At 59.7% G+C, this 504-nt stretch carries 1 protein-coding gene and 1 pseudogene; both read right to left on the reverse strand.

What is annotated here, in order from left to right; all coding sequences use genetic code 11:
- A pseudogene (locus IB244_RS31650) lies at positions 1-257 on the reverse strand (cytochrome b); the annotation flags it as partial.
- Between the two features lie 13 nt (positions 258-270).
- Positions 271-504: ubiquinol-cytochrome c reductase iron-sulfur subunit (petA, locus tag IB244_RS31655; RefSeq protein WP_192307003.1), on the reverse strand; the 234-nt coding region annotated here is incomplete at its 5' end.

Below are 504 nucleotides of genomic sequence, written 5' to 3' on the forward strand. Positions count from 1 at the left end.
ACGTCACGCATGATCTTTTCGACGGAGTTGAAGGCAACCGTCGTTTCCGCCGCATAGTGCATGGCCAGCACGACGCCGGTCAGGATCTGCACGACGAGCATGACCGCCAGCATGGCGCCGAAGGTGTAGGCATAGTTCAGGTTGCGCGGAACCGGATAGGCGACGAAACTGTCATAGACCATGCGCGGCAAAGGCAGGCGCGCATCGATCCACTTCTCAAGGCCGGTTGATGGCTCGTAGCTGGAATGGCCACTCATAAATCAGTCCCCCTCAACCGATCTTGATTACTTTATCGGAAACGAACGAATAGGTCGGGATCGCCAGGTTCTGCGGCGCCGGACCTTTGCGGATGCGGCCGGCCGTGTCGTAGACCGAGCCATGGCAGGGACAGAACCAACCATTGTATTCGCCGGCCTGGCCGAGCGGGATGCAGCCGAGATGGGTGCACGAGCCGATCATGACGATCCAGTTTTCCTTGTCCTTGCCGGCCGAACGGTCGACGCC

Source organism: Rhizobium sp. RHZ02, assembly GCF_014851575.1.
Classification (GTDB): Bacteria; Pseudomonadota; Alphaproteobacteria; order Rhizobiales; family Rhizobiaceae; genus Rhizobium; species Rhizobium altiplani.